Here is a 21,637-nt window from a genome sequence, read left to right on the forward strand (position 1 = left end):
GAGGGCGAAAACCCCGGCTGTTCGGCCATTCGAATTCGCATGCTCTGTTGACAATCGTTGCGAAACGAACAGGCCGTGGACGACTTCACCGGCCCTCCGGAATGAACTCTCAACACCGAAATCCCTCTCTCTCCATGGCTTTGGCCGCTTGCGGCCAACCGGGCGTTCCCCACAAGGTGCGCCCATGAGCACGGCGGTGCCCACGGGCGACATGCCGGCATCCGGCAACGGCCTGCCCCCCATCCTGGAACGCATGCGCGCCCAGCCCAAGCTGCCCCTGATCGTGGGCGGCGCGGCCATCGTGGCGGCCGCCGCGGCGTTCATGCTGTGGAGCCGCGCGCCCGACTACAAGGTGCTCTACACCAATGTGTCGGACCGCGACGGCGGCGCGATCATCGCGTCGCTGCAGCAGATGAACGTGCCCTACAAGTTCGCCGAAGGCGGCGGCGCGATCCTGATCGCGGGCGACAAGGTGGCCGAAACCCGCCTGAAGCTCGCCGCGCAGGGCCTGCCCAAGGCCGGCGGCGTGGGCTTCGAGCTGATGGACAACCAGAAGTTCGGCACCAGCCAGTTCGCCGAGCAGGTGAACTACCAGCGCGGCCTCGAAGGAGAACTGGCGCGCTCCATCGAGTCGATCGGCACCATCGAGGCGGCCCGGGTGCACCTGGCGCTGCCCAAGCCGTCGCTGTTCGTGCGCGACCAGAAGAAGCCTTCGGCCTCGGTGATCCTCACGCTGCTGCGCGGACGCAGCATCGACGAAGGCCAGGTCAGCGCCATCGTGCACATGGTTTCCAGCAGCGTGCCCGACCTGGACGCCAAGAGCGTGACCGTGGTCGACCAGCGCGGCAACCTGCTCTCTTCGGCGCGCGGCACCGACCGCGGGCTGGACGTGAGCCAGCTCAAATATGCGCAGGAGATCGAGGCCGGCTACATCCGCCGCATCGAGGCCATCCTGCAGCCGCTGGTGGGCGCGAGCAATGTGCGCGCCCAGGTGGCGGCCGACATCGACTTCGCGGTGGTGGAGCACACCGACGAGAAGTACACGCCCAACCAGGACCCGAAGCAGGCCGCCGTGCGCAGCCAGCAGAGCAGCGAGTCGGCCCAGAACGGCGGCGGCGCACCGGGCGGCGTGCCGGGCGCGCTGTCGAACCAGCCGCCGGTGAACCCGACGGCGCCCATCGTGGGCCCGCGCGCACCGAACGCGCCGGGCACCCCGCCACCGGGAACGCCTGGCGCACCGGGCGCGGTCGGCACGGCCGGCGCCGCTGCGGCGACCACTTCCACCGCCAGCACCGGCCCGAGCAGCACCCGCAAGGACACCACCACCAACTACGAGCTCGACCGCACCATCCGCCACGTGCAGCAAGCCGCCGGCGGCGTGAAGCGCCTGTCGGTCGCCGTGGTGGTGAACAACCGCGACAGCGTGGACGCCGCGGGCAAGACCACCAGCCGCGCGCTGACGCCGGCCGAGGTGGAGCAGATCCGCAACCTGGCCAAGGAAGCCATGGGCTTCAGCACGGAGCGCGGCGACTCGCTCAACGTGGTGAACAGCGCCTTTGCCCGCGACGCCGACAGCGGCCCGGGCCCCGAGGTGCCGTTCTGGAAGGACCGCGACAACATCGAGATCGGCAAGTCGGTGGGCCAGTACCTGCTGTACGCACTGATCGCGCTGTTCGCCTGGCTGGCCGTGGTGCGTCCGCTGATGCGCCGCCACGCGCCGCCGCCGCCGGCCCCGCTGCCGGTTGCCAGCACCGATGCCGACGCGGACACCCCGCCCCCCGCCGTCGCGGACGCCAATGCGCCCACGCCGGAAGAAAGCCTGCGCGAACGCGAGGCCAATCGCAAGAAAGCCGACATGGACTATGCGCACCAGATCGCCGACAAGGACCCCAAGCTGGTCGCGGCCCTGATCCAGCACTGGATGAACAGCGATGAGTAACGAACTGGGAACCCGCAAGAGCGCCATCCTGCTGATGGCGCTGGGCGAAGACCGCGCCGCCGCCGCGCTGCACCAGCTGCCCACCTCCGAGGTGCAGACGCTGGGCCTGGCCATGTCCAAGCTCACCTCCGTCTCCCGGGAAGAGCTGGCCGAGGTGCTGGCCGAGTTCCGCCAGGAAACCGAGCAGCTCTCGGCCCTGCACCTGGGCTCGACCAGCTACATCCGCGCGGTGCTGAAGAAGGCGCTGGGCGAAGACCGCGCCAGCAACCTGCTGGAAGACATCCTGGCGCCCGACGAGCCGCACGGCGGCATCGAGCGGCTCAACGAGCTGGAAGCCGGCGAAGTGGCCGAGCTCATCCGCGACGAGCATCCGCAGATCCTGGCCACCCTGCTGGTCCACCTGGACCGCATGAAGGCCTCCGAGGTGCTCGAGAAGCTGCCCGCGCGCCTGCGCCACGACGTGATCATGCGCGTGGCCACCTTCGGCGGCGTGCAGCCCTCGGCGCTCAACGAGCTGACCGACGTGCTCACCGAGATGCTCGCGGGCCAGGGCCTGCGCCGCAGCCGACTGGGCGGCGTGCGCACCGCGGCCGAGATCGTCAACCTGATGAGCACCGCGGTGGAAGAAGAAGCCATCGCCCATGTGCGCGAACAGGACGAGGCGCTGGCGCAGCGCATCGTGGACGAGATGTTCGTCTTCGAGAACCTGCTGGGCCTGGAAGACAGGAGCATCCAGCGCCTGCTGAAGGACATCGAGAGCGACTCGCTCATCATCGCGCTCAAGGGCGCGCCGATGGAGCTGCGCGACAAGTTCCTCAACAATATGTCGCAACGCGCCGCCGAGACGCTGCGCGAGGACATGGAGCTGCGCGGTCCCGTGCGCGTGTCGCAGGTCGAGACCGAACAGAAGACCATCCTGCAGGTGGCCCGCCGCCTGGCGGAATCCGGCGAAATCGTGATTGCGGCGCCTGGCACCGATGACTTCGTCTGACCGCGGCGCCCAGGGCGCATCCACCTCCCCGCTCGCGCCGTTCAACCCGGGCGCCCCGGCGGCCTCGGTGACATCGGAAAGCTTCGGCGGGGCGCGCGAGCGCCTGGCCGCCATCCACGCCGCCGCGCGGCAGGCCGCGGTGCCTCACCTGTCGCACGCATCGCACGGATCGCACGCAGCCGATGCCTCGCGACCCGCGCTCTCCGCGTGGGAACGCTGGGAGATGAACACGCTCGACGGCAAGCCCTCGGTGCCCGCGAGCCGCAGGGCCGCCGCGGCCGCCGAGTTCAACCGCAACGGCGGCCGCAGCCCCGTGGCGGCGCCGGTCGCGCCCGTGGCCCCGCCTCCGCCCAAGGTCGACCTGGCCGAACTCGCCCGCATCCGCAAGGAGGCGCGCACCGCCGGCGAGGCCGAGGGCCGCGCGCTGGGCCTGGCCGAAGGCCGCAAGGTCGGCCACACCGAAGGCCTGGCCACCGGCCTGGCGGCTGCCAGCGTGCATGCCGAACGGCTGCGCGCGCTCGCGCTCTCGCTGCCCGACGCCCTGCGCCGCGCAGAAGGCGAGCTGACCGACACCGTGCTGGCGCTCGCGCTCGACGTGGCGCGCCAGGTGGTGCACCGCACGCTGAAGGCCGAGCCCGAATGGGTGCTGCCGCTGGTGCGCGACCTGCTCAACAGCGAACCTGCCCTGCGCGGCGAACCGCGCCTGCTGCTGCACCCCGACGACGTGGCGCTGGTGAAGAACAGCCTGGGCCACGAGATCGAGGCCGCCGGCTGGCAGGTGCGCAGCGACGACACGCTCGCGCGCGGAGGTTGCCGCGTGCAGTCGGCCAACGGCGAGCTCGACGGCACGCTGGAAACGCGCTGGAAGCGCGTGGCCTCGGTGCTGCGCGAGAACGCCTCCGACGGCGGCGAATTCCTCTGAACCCCAGGTCCTCCATGCAAGCCGCCACCGCCACAGCTACAGCAATAGCCACCCCCAACGTCCACCTGCGCAACGTGCGCGCCACGCTGGAGAAGGCGCGCGGCAGCGTCGCGCAGTGCACCACCACCACCACTTCGGGGCGGCTCACGCGCGCCGTCGGGTTGGTGCTGGAGGCCGTGGGCCTGCAGCTGCCCGTGGGCAGCGACTGCCTCATCGAATTGCCGCCGGGCAACGCCCAGCGCTACGCCGAGGCCGAAGTGGTGGGCTTCGCGGGCGACCGCCTGTTTTTGATGTCGCAGACCGAGGTGGCCGGCCTGGTGCCCGGCGCGCGCGTGTTCGCGCGGCCGGTGGCCATGGACCCCGGCGAAGCCGCAGGCTCCGGCCTGGGCGGCAACGCCCACACCAAGCGCCTGCCCGTGGGCGAAGGCATGCTGGGGCGCGTGGTCGACGCGGTCGGCCGCCCGCTCGACGGGCTGGGCCCGCTGGACATCACGCGCAAGGTGCCGTTGAGCTCGCCGCCGGTCAACCCGCTCACGCGCGCGCCCATCGACTCGGTGCTGGACGTGGGCGTGCGCGCCATCAACGCCATGCTCACCGTCGGCCGCGGCCAGCGCATGGGCCTGTTCGCCGGCTCCGGCGTGGGCAAGAGCGTGCTGCTGGGCATGATGGCGCGCTACACGAGTGCCGAAGTCATCGTGGTCGGACTGATCGGCGAACGCGGACGCGAGGTGAAGGACTTCATCGAGAACACGCTGGGCGAAGAAGGCCTGGCGCGTGCCGTGGTGGTGGCAGCGCCGGCCGACAACTCCCCGCTGCTGCGGCTGCAGGGCGCGGCCTATGCCACCTGCCTGGCGGAACACTTTCGCGACCTGGGCAAGGACGTGCTGCTCATCATGGACTCGCTCACCCGCTACGCCATGGCGCAGCGCGAGATCGCGCTGGCCGTGGGCGAGCCGCCGGCCACCAAGGGCTACCCGCCTTCGGTGTTCGCCAAGCTGCCCGCGCTGGTGGAGCGCGCCGGCAACGGCGCGCGCGACGCGCAGGGCCGCGGCGGCTCCATCACCGCCTTCTATACCGTGCTCTCCGAGGGCGACGACCAGCAGGACCCGATCGCCGACTCGGCGCGCGCCATCCTGGACGGCCACGTGGTGCTCTCGCGCACGCTGGCCGAGGCCGGGCACTACCCGGCCATCGACATCGAGGCGTCCATCAGCCGCGCCATGACCGCGCTGATTCCCTCGACGCAGTTCGACACGGTGCGCCGCTTCAAGCAGATGCTGTCGCGCTACCAGCGCAACCGCGACCTGATCAGCGTGGGCGCCTATGCGCCCGGCCACGACCTGCAGCTGGACCAGGCCATCGCGATGTACCCGCGCATCGAGTCCTTCCTGCAGCAGTCGATGCACGAGCGCACCGGCTACGAGGACTCCATCGGGCAGCTCGAAGGGCTGTTCGTGCCCGAGCAGCGCCGCGCCTGAAGCCGTCGAAGCCGACCGCCACCCGACACACCCCCACACATCTCCACAGACTTCCTGCAAGGACTTCTCCCATGACCCGCAAGCTCCCCCTCGGCATGCTGATCGACCTGGCCCACACGCAGACCGACGACGCCGCGCGGCGCCTGGGCACGCTGCAGAGCGCGCACCTGAGCGCCAGCCAGAAACTCGAGCTGCTGCTGCAGTACCGCCAGGACTACCACGACCAGCTCGACGCGCTGATGCGCGACGGCCTGCCCTCTTCGCAGTGGCGCAACTACCGCAACTTCCTGGGCACGCTGGACGGCGCCATCGAGCAGCAGCGCGCCATCGCCTCCCAGACCGAGAGCCGGCTGGACAGCGGGCGCATCGACTGGCAGCAGCAAAAGCGCCGCCTGAGCTCCTTCGACACCCTGGCCGAGCGCGTGCGCGCGCAAGAGCTGATGGCCGCGAACAAGCGCGAGCAGCGCGACAGCGACGAGCGCGCCGCGCGCAAGTTCTTCGACCGCGCCTCGCACCCGACCCTTTGAATCTCCAGGAACCGACATGCCATCCATGATCTCGCCCCCCGTCGTGGCCAACAGCGCCAGCCAGCCGGCCACCCAGGCCGGCTCGCGCAGCCGCGGCGCGGACGACACGCAGGGCCAGGGCTTCGGCGCCGCGCTGGAGCGCTCGCGTGCCAACGGCAATTCGCAGCGCACGAAGACCGCTGACGAGGCCGGCACGGCGGGCACCGCCAGCGCCGAACGCAAACCCGCGCGCAAGCCCGGTGCCGACGACGACAGCAAGGACGCGCTGCCCGCCGACCCGAACCTCGCCTTCCTGCCGCAGCCCAACAGCCCGCTGCATGCGCTGACCCTCGCCGGCCGCGCGGCCGCCAGGGGCGCGGCAGCCGCCGACGGTGCCGCCGGCGTGAGCGACGTTCCCGTGGACGGCGCCACCGCTGCCGCCACTGCCGCCACCGCCGCGGTGACCGACCCGCTCGCCAAGGTGCAGGCGACCCTGCCGGACGCCGCAGCCGTGGCCGCGGACGCCAAGGCGGTGCCGGACGCCGATGCCAAGGATTTGAAGGACGCCGCCAAGCCTTCCGCCACCGCAGCAGCAGCAGCAGGGGACGGCGCGGCCGACGCCGCACCCACCGCCTCCATCCAGGACGTGGTGCGCGCCGCCGTCGCCGCGCAGGCCATGAACGTGGGCACCGCCAAGCCCGGCGCCACGACAGCCAGCAGCGCCAACCCCGCCGGTGCCGCCGGCCGCGCCGGACCGCGCGGCGCCGTGAGCGCCACCACCGCCGAGCAGCTCGCCAGCGCCGCGCAGCCCAAGGGCGGCGAGGCCACCCAGGGCACCGCCGCCGCGGTGGCAGCCATCTCGGCGCCCGTCACCGCCGCAGGCGCCGACACCCACACCGAATCCGGCGACGCCTCGTCCGGCACCGCCGCCAACCCGTTCGCGCAGCAACAGGCTTCCGCCACCGCGGCATCGGCCGCCCGCGCCGAAGAGGCCGCGGCCGCCCGCCCTTCGGTGCACACCATCGAACCCGAGGTCGGCACCGACAAATGGGGCCCGGCCCTGGGCCAGCAGCTGGCGCGCATGAGCACCACCGGCCACCACACGGCCGAGCTCAACCTCAACCCCGCCGGCCTCGGCCCGCTGAAGGTCACGCTGTCGCTGGGCGACAACCAGGCCCAGGCGATGTTCGTCTCGGCCCATGAAAGCGTGCGCAAGGCCGTGGAAGCCGCGCTGCCGCAGCTGCGCACCTCGCTGTCGGAACAGGGCATCACCCTGGGCCAGGCCTCCGTCGGCGCCGACACGCGCCAGGCCAGCGGCCAGGACGCCGCCTTCGCGCAGCAGCAGCAACAACAGCAGAACGCCGCGCGCCAGCAGACCGCCAGCTATCCGGGTGCCAGCCGGCCCGGCGCCAGCGCGCCGGTCGCGCCCGTGGCCGCCGCGCGCGCGGCGCCTGCCACCCACGCGAGCGCGGGGGTCGACACCTTCGCCTGACGCCCGCCCTTCCCCTCGGGGCGCCCGCGCGGCGCCTGCAATGAACGGATATGACACGCCTTTGTGCGCTTGTTCGGCCGTTCGTTCGCGAGGGACTTCGCAAAGAATAGATCGGACACGAAAACCCGCATCACCATGGCTACCTCCACTCCCGCTGCAACCGCCGTCCCGGCCGCCCAACTGCCCTCGAAGCGCTCTTCCAAGCTGCTGATCGCCGCGGTCGTCGTCGTCGGCCTCGCCGCTGCCGCCGCAGCCGCTTACACCTTCGTTCCGCACTTCATGAAGCCCGCCTCCGAAACCGCGGAGCCGGCGAAGGTGGCCGCACCCGAAAAGCCGATCTTCCTGATGCTCGAGCCGCTCACCGTCAACCTGCAGTCCGAAGGCCGCGCGCGCTTCCTGCAGATCGGCATGGCGCTGCGCGTGCCCGACGAGAAGACCAAGGCGCAGATCGTCGAGTACATGCCCGAGCTGCGCAGCCGCCTGCTGATGCTGCTGTCCAACCGCACGCCCGACACGCTGGTCACGCCCGAGGGCAAGGCCAAGCTGGCCGAAGAGATCCGTACCACGCTGAACACGCCTCTGGCCGCCGGGCAACCGCCGCTGGGCATTTCCAACGTGTCCTTCAACACCTTCGTGGTGCAGTGACCCCCTCCTTCGGACAAGCGATCCATGGCGTATGAACAGGTGCTCTCCCAGGACGAGGTCGATGCGCTTCTGCAAGGCGTCACCGGCGAAGTCGACCAGGCGGTCGCACCCCCGCCGCCCAAGGACGGCCTGCCGGCCTACGACCTCGGCGCGCCCGACCGCGTGGTGCGCAACCGCATGCACACGCTGGAGGTCATCAACGACCGCTTCGCGCGTGGCCTGCGCAGCGCGCTCCTGAACTTCATGCGCCGCAGCCCCGACATCTCGGTGGGGCCGGTGCAGATCCAGCAGTACGGCGAGTTCGTGCGGCACCTGCCGGTGCCCGCGAACATCAACATGATCCACCTGAAGCCGCTGCGGGGCACGGCGCTGTTCGTGTTCGACCCGAAGCTGGTATTCCTGGTGGTGGACAACCTGTTCGGAAGCGACGGCCGCTACCACGTGCGCGTGGAAGGCCGCGACTTCACGCGCACCGAGCAGCGCATCATCAAGCGCCTGCTCGACCTGTCGCTGCAGTGCTACGGAGACGCCTGGCAGCCGGTGTTCCCGCTGGACTTCGACTACGTGCGCGCCGAAATGCACGGCAAGCTCGCCAACATCGTGGCGCCCAACGAGGTGGTGATCAACACCACGCTGCAGATCGAGTTCGGCCCGGTGGGCGGCTTCCTGCACGTGTGCATTCCCTACTCGATGATCGAGCCCATCAAGGACCTGCTGTCCAACCCGATCCAGGACGAGGTCGAGGTCGACAAGCGCTGGGTCAAGCAGATGTCGCGCCAGATGCAGGCCGCCGACGTCGAGCTCATCGCCGACTTCGTGACCATGCCCTCCACCCTCGGCGACGTGATGAAGCTGCAGGTCGGCGACGTGATTCCCATCGAGCTCCCCACCACGGTGGTCGCCAAGGTCGGCGGCGTGCCCGTGATGGAGTGCGGCTACGGCACCGCGAACGAACGCTACGCCCTGCGCGTGCAAAACATGATCTCCCACCAAGACACCGACTCGAAGAACGACCATGACTGACAACACCTCTTCCGCCAGCAGCGACGCGGACGACTGGGCCAGCGCGCTGGCCGAACAGACGGCAGCCACCGCGCCGGCTTCCCCGGCCGCGCCCGAACCCGCCGTGGCCCCGGCCACCGCCCAGGTCTTCCAGCAGATCCAGGACGCGCCCGCCGTGCCCGCCAGCACCACCGCGGTGGACATCGCGCGCGTGCTCGACGTGCCGGTGCAGCTCACCGCCGAAATCGGCCGCACCCGCATCACCATCAAGAGCCTGCTGCAGCTGTCGCAGGGCTCGGTGGTGGAGCTCGACGGCCTGGCCGGCCAGCCGCTGGACGTGCTCATCAACGGCTACCTCATCGCCCAGGGCGAAGTGGTGGTGGTGAACGAGAAGTACGGCATTCGCCTGACCGACATCGTCACCCCCTCCGAGCGCATGCAGAAGCTCGCGCGCTCATGAACCTGCGCCGCCACCTTCGCGCGCTGCCGGCGCTGTGCCTGCTCGCGGCGCATGCCGTGCACACCGCGCATGCCGCGCTGCCCACGGTGCCTACGCCCGTGCACGAAGCCCAGCCGTCCGCGGTCGGCGCCTCGGGCCTGCTGCAGGCCGGCTTCGGCATGGCGGTGGTGGTCGGCCTGATCTTCCTGTGCGCCTGGCTGGCGCGCCGCTTCGGGCTGCAGCGCCTGGGCGGCGGCCATCTGGTGAAGGTGGTGTCCAGCGCCTCGGTCGGCCAGCGCGAACGCGTGGTCGTGGTCGAGGTGGCCAACCAGTGGCTGGTGCTGGGCGTGACGTCGAGCCAGGTCAACATGCTGCACACGCTGCCGGCGCAGGCGCAGCCCGCCGCGAATGGCACAGGCGGTGCAGGCACGCCGAACGCGCTGAACAACCCCGTCGAACTCTTTGCCCGGAAACTGCGCGAATCCCTCTCGGGCAAGACGCACACCGCCCCATGACGCACCCCGCATTGCGCCGCGGCCTGCGAGCCGCGCTGCTGCTTGCCGCCGCCTCGCTGCCCGCCGTGGCCTGGACCCAGGGCCTGCCCGGCATCACCAGCATGCCCGGCCCCGGCGGCAGCCAGACCTGGTCGCTGAGCGTGCAGACCATGGTGCTGCTGACCTCGCTCACCTTCCTGCCCGCGATGCTGCTGTCGATGACCAGCTTCACGCGCATCCTGATCGTGATGGGCCTGCTGCGCACCGCCATCGGCACGCAGACCTCGCCGCCCAACCAGGTGCTGGTGGGGCTGTCGCTGTTCCTCACCTTCTTCGTGATGTCGCCGGTGCTGGACAAGGCCTACACCGACGCCTACGTGCCCTTCTCCGAGAACAAGATCAGCGCCGACAAGGCGCTGGAGCGCGGCATCGCCCCCTTCAAGACCTTCATGCTCAAGCAGACCCGCGAGAGCGACCTGGCCCTGTTCGCGCGGCTGGCCAAGGTGCCCGACATGCAGGGCCCCGAGGACGTGCCGCTGCGCATCCTGCTGCCGTCGTTCGTCATCAGCGAGCTGAAGACGGCCTTCCAGATCGGCTTCACCATCTTCATTCCGTTCCTCATCATCGACCTGGTGGTGGCCAGCGTGCTGATGTCGATGGGCATGATGATGGTGCCGCCCGCTTCCATCGCACTGCCCTTCAAGCTGATGCTGTTCGTGCTGGCCGACGGCTGGCAGCTGCTGATCGGCGCGCTGGCGCAGAGCTTCTACCTTTAGGTACGCAGAGATGACACCCGAATCCGTCATGACCATGGGCCACCGGGCCATGGAGATCTCGCTGCTGCTGGGCGCCCCGCTGCTGCTGGTGGCGCTCATCATCGGCCTGATCGTGAGCATCTTCCAGGCCGCCACGCAGATCAACGAAGCCACGCTGTCGTTCATTCCCAAGCTGCTCGCGGTGTTCGCCACGCTGGTCATCGCCGGCCCGTGGATGCTCGACCGCATGCTCGACTACATGCGCGCCCTGTTCGCAGGCATTCCGCAGCTGGTGGCGTGACGCCGTCGATCATCTCGGTCACCTCGGCCCAGCTCGAGGCCTGGATGGTGGCCTTCCTGTGGCCCTTCGTTCGCATGCTCGCGCTGGTGAGCACCTCGCCCATCTTCGGCGAGGCCTGGGTGCCGCGGCCGGTGAAGGTGGCGGTGGCGGTCATGCTCACCTTCGTCATCGCGCCCACCATCGGCGCGCTGCCCGCCGTGCCGGTCGTGTCGGCCGAGGGCGCCTGGATCATCGTGCAGCAGGTGCTCGTCGGCGCGGCCATGGGCTTCTCGATGAAGCTGGTGTTCACCGCCGTGCTGGCCGCGGGCGAGTACATCGGGCTGCAGATGGGCCTGTCGTTCGCGTCTTTCTTCGACCCCATGAGCCACGGCAGCACCATGGTGGTGTCGCGCCTCCTGAACATGCTGGCGATGCTGATCTTCCTGGCGCTCGACGGCCACCTGCTGATGGTGAACGCGCTGGCCGAGAGCTTCGGCACGCTGCCCATCTCGCAGGGCCAGATGGCCTCGGGCGGCTGGATGTTCCTGGTGCTGGCCGCGGGCGACATCTTTGCCAGCGGGCTGATGCTGGCGCTGCCGCTCATCACCGCGCTGCTCACGCTGAACCTGGCCATGGGCATCCTGAACCGCGCCTCGCCGCAGTTCAGCATCTTCGCGGTGGGCTTTCCGCTCACGCTGCTGGCGGGCATCTTCATGCTGCAGCTGCTGATGCCCAGCCTGGCGGCGTTCCTGGAGCCGCGGTTCGCGGAGTCGATTGCGAACATGCTGCGGTTCACGCAGGGGTTGCGGCCTTGAGCGTGGCCGGATGGCCGAAATAGCTGGCCCAGCGTGACAAATTCCGGGCCGGCTCACCATAGACAACAGTTGTAGCCGCCGCATCCGCGTACACCTCCAGAGCATCAACTCGGGAGTACTCAATGGAACGCGAAATTCTTGTGACCGGCAACCGACCGGTCTTCGGCGACGGCATCTTGCAGGACGCAGGCGCCGCATCGGTATCCCGCACAGAAATGGAAAAGCCCGCGTGAGCGGGCTTTTCAACTGACTGTCGTACGTCCCTGGGGGGAGGCTCTTGCACCAACGATTCCCAGTGGCTAGTGCCGAAATTCTAACCCTAGAACCGAATGTCGCCTGCATCCCACCAAGCCATCAAGCTGGCCCTGTCCGCGCCCCGGATGGGCACCTACGAGGCGGCCACGAACGTGACTCCTGCGTTGACGGGGGCCATCGCGCTCTACACGTGGAACGCCCAGCTCTCCGCGGCCCTGATGTATCCCCTGCACGTGTGCGAAGTCGCTGTGCGCAACGCGGTGTCGGAAGCCATCACGCAGGTCTACGGCCCGGACTGGCCTTGGTCGGCCGGTTTTCTCTCCAGCCTGACAAACCCGCCAGCCCCCACATACAGCCCCAAGCGAGACCTGCTGCACACCGGCGCGGCGCAGCCTACAACCGGCAAGGTCATCGCCGAACTCAAGTTCAAGTTCTGGGAGACGATGTTCACCGGCCGCTTCGACGCCCGGCTGTGGAACCCCCACATGCGAAACGTGCTGCCGTTCATCGAACCTGCGCTGACGGTGCAGCAAGCGCGCATGCGGATACGCGTCGACCTGGAAAGCCTTCGCGGGCTTCGCAACCGAATTGCGCACCACGAGCCCATCTTCGCGCGCAGCCTGGCGAACGATCTGCAAAAGGCGCATGAACTCATCGGCTTTCGATGCGTTCACACAGCAGCGTGGATGCATGCCAATGAATCGGCATCGGTTCTCATTGCTGCCAAGCCGCCCTGACGTTCTCTCGACGTCACGGCCGCAGCGCCCACCCGATCAGAGGTAGTTGAACAACGCGATGCTGTTCAGCTTCGCGAACGTCATCTGCGTCGCCTGCAGCGACGACTGCCGCTGGTAGAACTCGGCGATGGCGCTGTACGGGTCCAGGTCTTCGATGCTGGAGCGGTAGCTTTCTTCCTGCAGCTTGCTGGCCGCGCCGGCGGTGTCGAGCGCGTCGATCTCGGTCTGGCGCGAGCCCACCGACGACAGCACGGTCAGCACGTTGTCGTGCGCGTTGGTGACCTTCACGTTGGCCGTGCTCAGTGCGTTCTGCAGCTTGGCCTGGGCCGCCGCGCCGCCGCCGGTGAGCGGGGTGCGCAGCGCGCTCACCAGCTCGCTGATGGACGCGAAGATGTCGGTGCCCGCGTTCTTCGCGGTCGACACGTCGAAGCTGTCGCCGTCGGCCGGCGTGCCGGTGAAGGTGGTCTGCACGCCGCCGAAGGAAATCGGCTGGCCCGCGGTGTACAGGCCGCCGGCCACCACCACGGGGGGCGTGTCCTTGGTGGACACCGAGTAGTTGCCGCCGGAGAAGCTGATGCTGAAATCCTTGCCGTAGTTCGGGTCGGTGGCGTCCTTCACGCCCACCGAGCCGAACACGCCGGTGCCGGTGTTGCCGGCCGCGCCGGCGGTCACGTAGCCCGCGCCGCCCTGCACGGTCTGGAACACGCTGCGGCCGTCGTCCGAGGTGGACAGCTGGCGCGCCACGTCGACCTGCATCAGCCGCTGGCCCTGGTCGCCCACGTACTGCACGCCGCCGCCGTTGGAAGCCACGAAGGGCGGCGTGCCGCTCTTGTAGCCGCCGAACAGGTACTGGCCGTTGCCGTCGTCCGAGTTGGCCACGCCCACGAGCTGGTCGAGCGCGCTCTGGATGGTGGTGGCGAGCGAGCCGCGGTCGGCGTCCGAGATGGTGCCGTTGCCGGCCGCCACGGTCAGCGTCTTGATGTTCTGCAGGATCGAGGTGACCGAGTTCAGCGCGTTTTCTTCCGTCGACAGCGACAGCGACGCGCGCTGGCGGCTGGTGGCGTACTGCGCGTTTTCCGACAGCGTCTGCGTCACGCCGAGCGCGCGCGCCGCGCCCACCGGGTCGTCGCCGGCGGTCAGGAACTTGGAGTTGGTGGCCAGCTGCTGCTGCACGCGGAACAGCTTCTGCTGCTGCAAGCCCATGGCGCTGACGTTCTGGTCGTAGAAGGATTGGGTGCTGATGCGCATCGCGGTGTCCTGGGTCTGTACGTGTGGGGGGCTCAGAAGGCGGGTGCCGCTCAGTTGCTGATGCCGAGGATCGCGTCGAAGATGGTCGACGCGGTCTGGATCACCTTGGCATTGGCCTGGTACATCTGCTGGAACATCAGCAGGTTGGCGGTTTCCTCGTCCTGGTTCACGCCCGAGATGGACTGCTGGCTGGCCTTGATCTGCGTGGTCACGCTGTCTTGCGTGGTGGCCGCCACCTTCACCGCCATGGCGCGGTTGCCCACGTCGCTCACCAGCTGCGAGTAGGCGCCGTTGAAGGTCGCCGTGCCGCCGGACATCGTGGTCTTGCGCTGCAGCGCGCCGAGCGCCAGCGCGTTGGTGTTGTCGGACACGCCCGAGACGTTCTTGCCGATGGTGAAGGTGTCGCCCTGCGTGGGCGCGCCGGTCATGCTCACGGTGATGCCGTCGAAGCTCATCTTCGCGCCGGCCGTGTAGGGCACGGCGGTGCCGGCGGCGTAGGTGTTGCTGGTGCCGTCGGCCAGCGTCACGGTCACCGGCGAGGTGGCCGGAAAGCCCGACAGGCTGCCGGTGGCGGCGTCGTAGCTCAGCGTCACCTTGGCGGCCAGCGGGGTGCCGGGGTAGCTCGCGTCCACGGTGGCCGCGCTCAATGCGCCGCTGCCCTTGTTGCCGGCGGTGTTGCCGGTCGAGATGGGCGAGGCGGCGGCCACCTTGGCCGGGTCGAGCGTGAGCACGCTGGCGTCGCGCGCGCCGGTGCGCGTGGGCTGCACCAGGAACGAGTCGCCGGCCGCAGCGGTGCCGCTGGCGGCGCTGAGGCTCACGCCGTCGAAGGTGATCGGGAAGGAAGTGAAAGTGCCCATCGACGTCTTGTCCGAAAGCCGGGTGACCGAGTAGGAGAGCGTGCCGGCCACGTCGGTGACGCTCACGTTGTAGTCGCTGGTGGTGAGCTTGGAGGCATCCGTCAGCGAAGCGCCGATTTCGAGGGAGCCGGTGTTCTTGGCGTTGACGATCACGCCAGGGGTGGCCTGCGAGAAGAAGTCGGTGCCCAGCGCGCCGTTCAGGTCCACGCCCAGCTTGTGCTGCGCGTTCACCGAGTCGGCCACCGACATGGCGAGCCGGCCGATGGCGTTCTGCGTGGGAATGAGCGTGTCGCGGCGAAAGCTCATGAGCCCGCCCAGCACGCCGCCGGTGATGGCGGTGTCCGACAGCTCCGACACGTTGCCGGCGAAGCCCTTGAGCGCCACGGCCTTGCGCGACGGGTCGGCGGCGGAGTTCACCGCGGCCATCTGCGAGGCGTAGTCGCCCACCACCAGCGACTGGCCGGTGGCGATGAACACGTTGTACTTGCCGTTGTCCTGCTGCAGCACCTTCACGTCGACCACCTGGCTCAGGTCGCTCACGAGCTGGTCGCGCTGGTCGAGCAGGTCGTTGGGCGGCTGGCCGCCGGCCATGGCGCTGATCTGGCTGATCTGCTGGTTCAGGCTGGCGATCTTGCTGGCGTAGGTGTTGATCTGGTCCACGCTGCCCACGATCTGCTCGTTCACCGAGGAGTTCAGGTCGCTCAGGTACTGGTCGGTCGAGCGGAACTTGCTGGCCAGCGCCTGCGCCGAGCTGATCATCTGCTGGCGCGCGGCCGGGTCGGCCGGCGTGTTGGCCACGCCCTGCACGCTGGTGAAGAAGCTCTGCATCAGCGGTGCCAGGCCCGAGGTCTTGTCGGCCAGCAGCGTGTCGATGCGGTTGATCTGCACGCTGTTGGTGGCCAGCGCGGCCGAGGCCGACTGCGCGGTGCCCAGCTGCGCCGTCAGGTAGCGGTCGTAGCTGCGCGACACGGTCGTCACGTTGGCGCCCGAGCCGATGAAGCCGGAGCCGCTGGAGATGGCGCCGCCGGTGGCGATCTCGGCCACCTGCCGGCTGTAGCCGGCGGTGTACACGTTGGCCGTGTTGTGGGCCGTGGTCATGAGCGCCGTGCGGGCGACGCCGAGGCCGCTCAGGCCTGTGTAGAACAAACTTCCGGACATCGGGTGTTACCTGTCTCTTTACCAGTCAATGGTGGGTGAATGGTGGGTGTAGGGGTGGCATCGGTTCGCTGCGTTGCGCGCGCTGGCCGGTGCCTTGCTCTCTATATCGGCAGCACCGGCCGAAAGTTGAGGGTCAGAATTCGGTCCAGTCGCCCTTGGCGTCGCCGGGCATGGCCAACTGGGGCGTCGCGGCGTTGGCCGCCCTGGGCGCCTTGAGCGCATCGGTGCGCCCCGGCAGCGGCCTGCCGCCCCGACGGGCCGCCGGCCGCTCGACCTTGGGAATCGGCGTGATGGGCGTGAACGCCGCGCGCGGGGACGCCACGGCGTTGCGGTCCAGCTTGAAGATGCTCACGGCCTGCACGAGGCTGCCGGCCTGCTCCTGCAGCGACTGGGCCGCTGCAGAGGCTTCTTCCACCAGCGCCGCGTTCTGCTGCGTGACCTGGTCCATCTGCGTGATGGCCTGGTTGATCTGCTCGATGCCCGAGGTCTGCTCCTGGCTCGCCGCGGTGATCTCGCCCATGATGTCCGTCACGCGCTTCACGCTGCCGACGATCTCGTCCATGGTGCGCCCGGCCTCTTCGACCTGCTTGCTGCCCTCCTCGACCTTCTCGACCGAGTCGCCGATGAGCGTCTTGATTTCCTTGGCGGCTGCTGCGGAACGTTGCGCGAGGCTGCGAACTTCGGATGCCACGACTGCGAAGCCGCGACCCTGTTCACCCGCACGAGCAGCTTCCACCGCGGCGTTCAGCGCGAGGATGTTGGTCTGGAACGCGATGCCGTCGATGACGCCGATGATGTCGACGATCTTCTTGGAAGACGCGTTGATCGAGCCCATGGTGTTCACCACCTGGGACACGACGCTGCCGCCCTTGACCGCGACTTCCGACGCCGACACGGCCAACTGGTTGGCTTGGCGCGCGTTGTCGGCGTTCTGCTTCACCGTCGAGGTCAGTTCTTCCATCGAAGCGGCTGTTTCCTCCAACGAACTCGCCTGCTCCTCGGTGCGCGAAGACAGGTCCTGGTTGCCCGAGGCGATCTGCCCCGACGCGGTCGCGATGGTCTCGGTGCCGGTGCGCACTTCGCCCACCACCTTCGCCAGGCTGGCGTTCATCTCGCGCAGCGCCTGCATCAGCTGGCCCGCTTCGTCGCGGCTTTCCACGCGAATGTCGGAGCTCAGGTCGCCGGCGGCCACGGTTTCGGCCACCGTCACGGCGTGGCCCAGCGGGCGCACGATGCCCAGCGTAAGGCGCCACGCAAAGAGCGCGCCCAGCACCAGCGCAATGGCCGACAGCGCCAGCAGCATCATCTGGCCGCCCGCGTGGTCGGCCGCGATGCCCTTGGACAGCAGGTCGATCTTCTCGCGCTGGTGCGCGGCCAGCTTGGCCACGGCTTCTTCGTAGACCACCAGGCCGGCGGCGAACTGGTTGTCCGCCATGGCGGTGGCCTGGTCGCTCTGGCCGGCGGCCTTGAGCTTGTTGATCTTTTCGATGATCTCCAGCACCACCGCGCGCGCATCGGCCACGCCGGCGTACAGCTTCTTTTCTTCCGGCGAGGTCAGCATTTCCTCGAGCTTCTTCTGCACCGGGTTGATGAGCGCCGAGCTGTCGGCGCGCGCCTTGGCAAAGTAGGCCACCACCGTGGGGTCGGTGGCCTTCACCATGGCGAAGGAACGCACGATGGTCGGGCCCAGCAGGTTGGACCACTGGTTGGCCAGGCGCTCCTTCACGAGCGCGTGCTCGATCATTTCGTCCGTGGCCTTGCCCACGTTGGCAAGGCGCAGCAGGCCGGTGCCTGCAATCACCGCCATCAACAACAGCATGGCCGCAAAGCCAAGGCCCAGGCGGGCGCCGATTTTCATGTTCTTCAAACTCATTTTGTTTTCTTCTCTTTCAGAACGGGTGCGAATCCCACCGCGACATGCGGCGTTGTCGATTCGTTTATCGGCACGGGCCCGCCGGTATTGAGCCTGTCTCTCGTTGCCTTAGAACTCGGTCCAGTCGCCCTTCGCGTCGGCGCTCGCCGCGAGCTGGGGCGAACCGCCCGCGCCGGGTTCGCGGCGCGTGGGCAGGGCCTTGGCGGCGCGTTGAGGCGAGAGCTTGGCGGTCGGCTTGCCAGGCATGCCGGACAGGCCAGGCTTGCCCGACTTGGCCGAATTCGCCGAATTCGCGATGGGCGTGATGCGCGTGAACGCCGGGCGCGCCACCAGCGCGTTGTGGTCCAGCTTGAAGATGCTCACGGCCTGCACGAGGCTGCCGGCTTGCTCCTGCAGCGACTGGGCTGCTGCCGAAGCCTCTTCCACCAGCGCTGCGTTCTGCTGCGTGACCTGGTCCATCTGCGTGATGGCCTGGTTGATCTGCTCGATGCCGGAGGTTTGTTCCTGGCTCGCGGCGGTGATCTCGCCCATGATGTCCGTCACGCGCTTCACGCTGCCGACGATCTCGTCCATGGTGCGCCCGGCCTCTTCGACCTGCTTGCTGCCCTCTTCGACCTTCTCGACCGAGTCGCCGATGAGCGTCTTGATTTCCTTTGCGGCTGCGGCCGAGCGTTGCGCGAGGCTGCGAACTTCGGAGGCGACGACTGCGAAGCCGCGGCCCTGTTCACCTGCGCGAGCGGCTTCCACAGCGGCGTTCAATGCAAGGATGTTGGTCTGGAACGCGATGCCATCGATGACACCGATGATGTCCACGATCTTCTTCGACGACGCGTTGATCGAGCCCATGGTGTCGACCACTTGCGAGACCACGCTTCCGCCCTTCACTGCCACTTCAGACGCCGACACGGCCAGCTGGTTGGCTTGGCGCGCGTTGTCCGCGTTCTGCTTCACCGTCGAGGTCAGCTCTTCCATCGAAGCGGCTGTTTCCTCCAGCGAGCTCGCCTGCTCTTCGGTGCGCGACGACAGGTCCTGGTTGCCCGAGGCAATCTGGCTCGACGCCGTCGCGATGGTGTCCGTGCCCGTGCGCACTTCGCCCACGATGTTCACCAGGCTCTGGTTCATGCCGCGCAGTGCTTCGAGCAGCAGGCCGGTCTCGTCGGTCGTCTGCGACTCGATGTGGCTGGTCAGGTCGCCGGCGGCCACCGATTGCGCCACCTTCACGGCCTCGGCCAGCGGACGCGCGACGATGCGCGCGATCCACAGCGCCAGCCCCAGGCCGAGCACGATGCAGCCCAGCAGCAGGCCCAGCACCCACAGGCGCGCTTCCGCGTACACCGTGTCGGCGGTCTGGCCCGCGCGCACGGCGCCGGCCACGTTCACCTCGGTCAGCTTGTCGAGCGCGGTATTCATCTCACGGTTGAGCTGCAGCGACTTGCCGCGGCTGAGCGTGGTGGCCTGCTCGGTGTCCTGCGTGTGCGAGATGGCGATGACCTTGTTGTGCTCCAGTGCGTACTCGTTCATGAGCTTCTCGAACACGGGGTACACCTCGCGCTCTTCAGGCTCGGAGATCAGCGCCTGGTACTCGGCGCGGTTCTTCTGCAGCGCGGCCCAGGTGACGTCCATCGACTTTTCGTAGGTGGCCATCTCGTCGTACGAGCCCGACAGGATGTGCTGCAGCTCCTGCGTGCGGTAGCGCGACACCAGGTTCTTCATCTCCAGCAGCGAGCGGGTCGCCGGCATCCAGTTGGTCGCCAGGTCGGTGGACATGTCGTGCACCTTGGACAGCTGCAGCAACGCCACGGCGCCGACGCAAGCCGTCAGCACAAGGACGGCGATGAACGACACAAGCAGCTTGGTCGCGATTTTGAGGTTGTAGAAGGCTTTGATGATTTTTCCTTTGGGGGCCGCGGGCCCCGAATGACCTGTTGTGTGTTGTTGTTCCGCGGCAGGCTCAGAATTCGGTCCAGTCGCCGCTGCCAGCCGCGGCCAGTTGCGGCGCGGCGGGCAACGACGGCTTGGGGCGCGCGGTGGGCAGCGCCTTGGCCTTGGTCTTCGCAGGGATCTGCGCGGAACGATCGTGGGGAACTGAACGCATGTCGGAACGCGCACCGGAACGCGCACCGAACTGCGCGTATGCCGCCGGGCGCGCCAGCGCGGGTTCGCCCGCGCCCAGCTTGAAGATGCTCACGGCCTGCACGAGGCTGCCGGCTTGCTCCTGCAGCGACTGTGCGGCGGCCGAAGCCTCTTCCACCAGTGCTGCGTTTTGTTGGGTGACCTGGTCCATCTGCGTGATGGCCTGGTTGATCTGCTCGATGCCCGAGGTCTGCTCCTGGCTGGCCGCGGTGATCTCGCCCATGATGTCCGTCACGCGGCGCACGCTGCCCACGATCTCGTCCATGGTGCGGCCCGCTTCGGCCACTTGCTTGCTGCCCTCTTCGACCTTCTCCACCGAGTCGCCGATGAGGGTCTTGATTTCCTTGGCGGCGGCTGCGGAACGTTGCGCGAGGCTGCGAACTTCCGATGCCACGACAGCGAAGCCGCGGCCTTGTTCACCGGCACGAGCGGCTTCCACAGCCGCGTTGAGCGCGAGGATGTTGGTCTGGAAGGCGATGCCGTCGATGACGCCAATGATGTCGACGATCTTCTTGGAAGACGCGTTGATCGAGCCCATCGTGTCGACCACTTGCGAGACCACGCTGCCACCCTTCACTGCAACTTCCGATGCCGACACAGCCAGCTGATTCGCCTGACGCGCGTTGTCCGCGTTCTGCTTCACCGTCGAGGTCAGCTCTTCCATCGAAGCCGCCGTCTGCTCCAGCGAACTCGCCTGCTCTTCGGTGCGCGACGACAGGTCCTGGTTGCCCGCCGCGATCTGCCCTGAAGCGGTCGCGATGGTCTCCGTGCCCGTGCGCACCTCGCCCACCACCTTCGCCAGGTTGGCGTTCATGTTCTTCAGCGCCTGCATCAGCTGGCCCGACTCGTCGCGGCTGTCCACGCGGATGTCGGCGCTCAGGTCGCCGGCGGCCACGGTCTCGGCCACCTCGACGGCACGCGCCAGAGGCCGCACGATGCTGCGCGAGATGAAGAACGCGAAGATGGCGCCGCTCACCACCGTCAGCACGGTCAGCAGCAGCTGCAGGTTGAAGCTGCGGGTGTTCGCCGCGTCGATGTCCTGGCTCATGCGGTCGATGTCGCGGCGCTCGATGGAGAGCAGCTCGAGCACGCCGTTCTCGTAGGCCTTGGCCGCCGGCTGGAACACTTCCTTGAACGCGCGCGCGGTGTCCACCGCGTTGCCGCTCGCCTTGGCCTTGCTCACCTCGTCCTTGCCGGCCTGGTACTTCGCGCGCAGGTTGATGATGGACTTGTAGGTCGCCTTCTCTTCGTCGGTGAACAGCAGCGGCTCTACCTTGGCGATGGTCTCGCTGCCCTTCTTCACGCTCTCGGCGATCACGTCGGCGAAGGTGACGGGCAGGGTCTCGTCGGTGGTGCGCGCGATCATCGAGGTGCGCGCGATGGCCGAGTACGTGAGCACGTACCAGTCGGAGATGAGCCGCTCCTTGGCGAGCGGGCTTTGCATCATCACGCGCGTGGCTTCCGCGTTGTTGCGCGCGGAAACCAGCGCGATGGCGGTCGAGATCACGGTAAGGCCCAGCACCACGGCGAAAGCCAGGGTCAGGCGGGAGCCGATGCGGAGGTTGGCGAGGAAGTTCATGAGCGTGCTTCTGGCAATGGAGCGTGCAGGCGTCGTTCG

19 protein-coding genes are annotated in these 21,637 nt (G+C 68.5%); 14 read left to right on the plus strand and 5 right to left on the minus strand.

Annotated features, from left to right (window positions below; genetic code table 11):
* The first annotated feature begins 184 nt into the window (after positions 1-184).
* The 14 genes from fliF (at position 185) to AB6807_RS22320 (ending at position 12,750) form a co-directional block, all read left to right on the plus strand.
* Positions 185-1,939 (plus strand): flagellar basal-body MS-ring/collar protein FliF, encoded by a 1,755-nt coding sequence (gene fliF, locus AB6807_RS22255; RefSeq protein WP_116910973.1) that lies wholly within the window; start codon positions 185-187, stop codon positions 1,937-1,939.
* Positions 1,932-2,930: a flagellar motor switch protein FliG gene (gene fliG, locus AB6807_RS22260; RefSeq protein ID WP_116910972.1), complete on the plus strand. Its 999-nt coding sequence runs from the start codon at positions 1,932-1,934 to the stop codon at positions 2,928-2,930. Before fliF ends, fliG begins: the two co-directional genes overlap by 8 nt.
* On the plus strand, positions 2,917-3,852 hold the full coding sequence (fliH, locus tag AB6807_RS22265) for a flagellar assembly protein FliH (RefSeq protein WP_371086266.1): 936 nt from the start codon (positions 2,917-2,919) through the stop codon (positions 3,850-3,852). Before fliG ends, fliH begins: the two co-directional genes overlap by 14 nt.
* Positions 3,853-3,866: 14 nt before the next feature.
* Positions 3,867-5,330 (plus strand): flagellar protein export ATPase FliI, encoded by a 1,464-nt coding sequence (fliI, locus tag AB6807_RS22270; RefSeq protein ID WP_371086267.1) that lies wholly within the window; start codon positions 3,867-3,869, stop codon positions 5,328-5,330.
* Between the two features lie 71 nt (positions 5,331-5,401).
* On the plus strand, positions 5,402-5,857 hold the full coding sequence (gene fliJ, locus AB6807_RS22275; RefSeq protein WP_116910969.1) for a flagellar export protein FliJ: 456 nt from the start codon (positions 5,402-5,404) through the stop codon (positions 5,855-5,857).
* A 16-nt stretch (positions 5,858-5,873) separates the two neighbouring features.
* On the plus strand, positions 5,874-7,328 hold the full coding sequence (locus AB6807_RS22280; RefSeq protein ID WP_371086268.1) for a flagellar hook-length control protein FliK: 1,455 nt from the start codon (positions 5,874-5,876) through the stop codon (positions 7,326-7,328).
* Between the two features lie 135 nt (positions 7,329-7,463).
* A complete protein-coding gene (gene fliL / locus AB6807_RS22285; RefSeq protein WP_116910968.1) occupies positions 7,464-7,973 on the plus strand; it encodes a flagellar basal body-associated protein FliL in 510 nt (169 codons plus the stop codon).
* A 24-nt stretch (positions 7,974-7,997) separates the two neighbouring features.
* Complete coding sequence (gene fliM, locus AB6807_RS22290; RefSeq protein WP_116910967.1) at positions 7,998-8,996, plus strand: flagellar motor switch protein FliM; 999 nt, start codon at positions 7,998-8,000, stop codon at positions 8,994-8,996.
* Positions 8,989-9,435, plus strand: a complete 447-nt coding sequence (fliN, locus tag AB6807_RS22295; protein WP_116910966.1) for a flagellar motor switch protein FliN — start codon at positions 8,989-8,991, stop codon at positions 9,433-9,435. The genes fliM and fliN overlap by 8 nt, the downstream gene beginning before the upstream one ends.
* Complete coding sequence (fliO, locus tag AB6807_RS22300; protein WP_371086269.1) at positions 9,432-9,929, plus strand: flagellar biosynthetic protein FliO; 498 nt, start codon at positions 9,432-9,434, stop codon at positions 9,927-9,929. The genes fliN and fliO overlap by 4 nt, the downstream gene beginning before the upstream one ends.
* 23 nt (positions 9,930-9,952) lie before the next feature.
* Positions 9,953-10,684: a flagellar type III secretion system pore protein FliP gene (gene fliP, locus AB6807_RS22305; protein WP_371086383.1), complete on the plus strand. Its 732-nt coding sequence runs from the start codon at positions 9,953-9,955 to the stop codon at positions 10,682-10,684.
* A gap of 10 nt (positions 10,685-10,694) precedes the next feature.
* Positions 10,695-10,964 (plus strand): flagellar biosynthesis protein FliQ, encoded by a 270-nt coding sequence (gene fliQ, locus AB6807_RS22310; RefSeq protein WP_116910963.1) that lies wholly within the window; start codon positions 10,695-10,697, stop codon positions 10,962-10,964.
* 8 nt (positions 10,965-10,972) lie between these two features.
* Positions 10,973-11,758 carry a flagellar biosynthetic protein FliR gene (fliR, locus tag AB6807_RS22315; protein WP_371086384.1) on the plus strand — a complete coding sequence of 262 codons (786 nt, stop codon included), beginning with the start codon at positions 10,973-10,975 and terminating at the stop codon, positions 11,756-11,758.
* Between the two features lie 329 nt (positions 11,759-12,087).
* The gene (locus AB6807_RS22320; RefSeq protein ID WP_371086270.1) at positions 12,088-12,750 is read left to right on the plus strand and encodes a hypothetical protein; all 663 of its coding nucleotides are present in this window, start codon (positions 12,088-12,090) and stop codon (positions 12,748-12,750) included.
* A 36-nt stretch (positions 12,751-12,786) separates the two neighbouring features.
* Here AB6807_RS22320 and flgL read toward each other — a convergent pair whose 3' ends face one another.
* The 5 genes from flgL to AB6807_RS22345 all read right to left on the minus strand — a co-directional run bounded on the left by flgL (position 12,787) and on the right by AB6807_RS22345 (position 21,598).
* Positions 12,787-13,998, minus strand: a complete 1,212-nt coding sequence (gene flgL, locus AB6807_RS22325; protein ID WP_116910960.1) for a flagellar hook-associated protein FlgL — start codon at positions 13,996-13,998, stop codon at positions 12,787-12,789.
* A 50-nt stretch (positions 13,999-14,048) separates the two neighbouring features.
* Entirely contained in the window at positions 14,049-16,013 is a 1,965-nt protein-coding gene (gene flgK, locus AB6807_RS22330; RefSeq protein WP_371086271.1) for a flagellar hook-associated protein FlgK, read from the minus strand.
* Between the two features lie 133 nt (positions 16,014-16,146).
* Complete coding sequence (locus tag AB6807_RS22335) at positions 16,147-17,886, minus strand: methyl-accepting chemotaxis protein (protein ID WP_371086272.1); 1,740 nt, start codon at positions 17,884-17,886, stop codon at positions 16,147-16,149.
* A gap of 108 nt (positions 17,887-17,994) precedes the next feature.
* Positions 17,995-19,773 (minus strand): methyl-accepting chemotaxis protein, encoded by a 1,779-nt coding sequence (locus AB6807_RS22340; RefSeq protein ID WP_371086385.1) that lies wholly within the window; start codon positions 19,771-19,773, stop codon positions 17,995-17,997.
* A gap of 64 nt (positions 19,774-19,837) precedes the next feature.
* Positions 19,838-21,598, minus strand: a complete 1,761-nt coding sequence (locus AB6807_RS22345; RefSeq protein ID WP_371086273.1) for a methyl-accepting chemotaxis protein — start codon at positions 21,596-21,598, stop codon at positions 19,838-19,840.
* Positions 21,599-21,637 lie beyond the last annotated feature (39 nt).

This window comes from Variovorax sp. RCC_210, assembly GCF_041355175.1.
In the GTDB taxonomy this organism is placed as follows: domain Bacteria; phylum Pseudomonadota; class Gammaproteobacteria; order Burkholderiales; family Burkholderiaceae_C; genus Variovorax.